We start from the raw sequence: 2,040 nt of genomic DNA, 5'->3' as shown, positions 1-2,040 counted from the left end.
AGACGTGGGAGAGTAGGTCACCGCCAAACCTAATAAGTTCATCAACAACGTATCTCTCAACGATAAATATACATAATCATAAAAATATAAAACGCGTTTAGTAACATAATCGCAATTATCAGAAACAAACCGCCCTAACGGGCACATTCTAATCTGGCTTGCGACAAATCCCCTACCAGCCTTCTCGTTTCAGCAGGATGTGCAGCCGCCGGTAGCCGAACCGCCGCCGCTCCGAGGCCAAATCCTTCATCCTTGCACGCAGTTCCGTGTCAGCCGGACGCTTGGACTTGCGCCGATACACACGCGGGTCGATCCCCGCCAGCGCACAGGCCTGAACCGCCCCGGGTTTGCCGGAGGCTCCAAATCGAGGAAGGATTGGAGCCATGGAAAGAGACAACAGAGCGAACCGCTATTCACCTGAGACACGAGCGCGTGCCGTGCGTATGGTGTTCGACAATGAAGGTAGCTACGCGGACCAAGCAACTGCGATCAAGGCGATTGCGCCGAAGATCGGTTGCGGCCGGGACACGTTGCGGCGTTGGGTTGAGCAGGAACACACCGATACAGGCCGCCGGGGTGGCGTGGCGTCGGAGGAGCGGGCCAGGATCAAGGAACTGGAACGTGAGGTGCGGGAATTGCGCCAGGCGAACGAGATCCTCAAGAAGGCCAGCGCGTATTTTGCCCAGGCGGAGCTCGACCGCCCACTGAAACGATGATCGGGTTCATTGACGATCACCGGGCCGAGTTTGGGGTCGAGCCGATCTGCCGCGTGCTGCCGATTGCCCCCTCGACCTTCTATGAGCATGTGGCCATCGCCCGTGACCCTGGTCGTGCATCGGAGCGCGCCAAACGGGATGCGGCTTTGCGTCCTGAGATACAACGCATCTGGGACCAGACCTTCGAGGTCTACGGGGTGCGCAAGGTTTGGCACCAGATGCGGCGCGAGGGCTTTGACGTGGCCCGCGGCACGGTGGAACGGCTGATGCGACAGCTGGGTATACAGGGCGTTGTCCGTGGAAAGCCGCAGAAGACGACGCGGTCGGACAAGGCGCTGCCGTGCCCGCGCGACAAGGTGAACCGGCAGTTCCGGGCACCTGCGCCGAACACGCTCTGGGTCAGTGACTTCACCTACGTCTCGACCTGGCAGGGCTTTGTCTATGTGGCCTTCGTTATAGACACCTTCGCCAATCGTATCGTGGGCTGGCGGGCATCCCGGTCGCATCAAACGCAGTTCGTTCTGGATGCCCTGGAACAGGCACTATACGAGCGACGACCAGCCAGTGATCTCATCCACCACAGCGACCGGGGCAGCCAATATGTGTCGATCCGCTACACCGAGCGGCTTGCCGAGGCTGGGATCGACCCATCGGTCGGAAGCGTTGGGGACAGCTACGACAACGCTCTGGCAGAGACCAGCATCGGCCTGTTCAAGGCTGAGGTCATCCACCGGCTGGGGCCGTGGAAAACCGCAGATGCGGTCGAATGGGAAACCCTGAAATGGGTCGACTGGTTCAACAACCGCCGCCTGCTGCAACCCATCGGAAACATCCCGCCAGCAGAGGCCGAGGAGAAGTTCTTTCAACAGAGCTACGAGTTCGATAACGTCGCGTGAAACGGAGTAATCAGCCTCCGACAAACCCGGCGCGGTTCAGCCCGCCGCTCTTCGCTGAAACGGCTTCTCTTCATCGTCTGTCTCCTCTGTTGGAGAACAGATTAACCGTAACCGCTCGATTGATACCGCGTTTTACTTTTGAATCATGGGTGCGATCAGAATGATTGCCATTGCAGTCAGACAGAAGGCTGCGCCGGTGGAGTCCCATCGCGTTGGAACTTGACCGTCTATAGTCCACAGCCAAGCTATGGATGCGACAATATATATGCCACCGTAGGCAGCATAGCCGCGGCCAGCGACCTGAACATCGACCTTCGTTAACAGGTAGGCAAAAAGTGCGAGAGCTATACCGCCTGGGTTCAGCCACCAACCGGAGCGAACAAGTCGCAGCCATGCCCAGAATGCAAAGCATCCTGGGATCTCCGCGA

2 protein-coding genes, 1 pseudogene and 1 other annotated feature are annotated in these 2,040 nt (G+C 58.5%); of the genes and pseudogenes, 1 reads left to right on the top strand and 2 read right to left on the bottom strand.

Features of this window, described 5'->3' with window-relative positions; translation table 11 throughout:
• Nucleotides 1-175: 175 nt before the first annotated feature.
• Nucleotides 176-334, bottom strand: a pseudogene (locus AC13DE_RS02395) (IS3 family transposase); the annotation flags it as partial.
• Nucleotides 335-383: 49 nt separating this feature from the next.
• Between AC13DE_RS02395 and AC13DE_RS02390 the strand changes: the two are divergent.
• Nucleotides 384-1,612 (top strand): IS3 family transposase gene (locus AC13DE_RS02390; protein WP_483046921.1). Its coding sequence is split into 2 segments (ribosomal slippage): nt 384-678 and nt 678-1,612, totalling 1,230 coding nucleotides; the frame shifts between segments, so codons are not numbered across the junction.
• Nucleotides 671-787, top strand: a sequence feature (AL1L pseudoknot). It overlaps the preceding gene by 117 nt.
• Before the next feature lie 132 nt (nt 1,613-1,744).
• On the opposite strand, the gene AC13DE_RS02385 is transcribed toward AC13DE_RS02390, so the two are convergent.
• On the bottom strand, nt 1,745-2,040 hold a 296-nt coding region (locus AC13DE_RS02385; protein WP_483046920.1), incomplete at its 5' end, for a YnfA family protein.

The sequence above is a fragment of the Sulfitobacter sp. L-8 genome, from assembly GCF_056859255.1.
This window is presented reverse-complemented; position numbering and strand designations above follow the sequence as displayed.